This is a genomic window from Acetomicrobium sp. S15 = DSM 107314, from assembly GCF_016125955.1.
GTDB classification, from domain to species: Bacteria; Synergistota; Synergistia; order Synergistales; family Thermosynergistaceae; genus Thermosynergistes; species Thermosynergistes pyruvativorans.
In genome coordinates this window covers 1-270 of the sequence record NZ_JADEVE010000087.1, presented here as the reverse complement: position 1 = coordinate 270, position 270 = coordinate 1, and the positions used below count along the sequence as shown (strand labels likewise).

Here is a 270-nt window from a genome sequence, read left to right as displayed (position 1 = left end):
GAAGGGATAACCTCCTGGCCAACCAAGAAACCTTGAGGCAGCTCGGCATAGACGTATATGACACCACAAGGGGCGGAAATATCACATATCACGGGCCTGGGCAAATCGTGGCCTACCCCATATTCAGCCTAAAGAAATGGGAGGAGCTTCCTGACGACTTAAAGAACGTTATCGAAGCGGCGTGGAGAGAAGAGGCATTCACATATTACGCCAAGGCCATTCAGGCAGACCTGAAGGCGCTGGATAACTTCCGTAACGCCGGCGTGGAAA

General features: G+C 52.2%; 1 protein-coding gene. It reads left to right on the top strand.

Annotated features, from left to right (window positions below; all coding sequences use genetic code 11):
- Positions 1 to 270: lipoyl protein ligase domain-containing protein (locus EZM41_RS02385; protein ID WP_446697803.1), on the top strand; the 270-nt coding region annotated here is incomplete at both ends.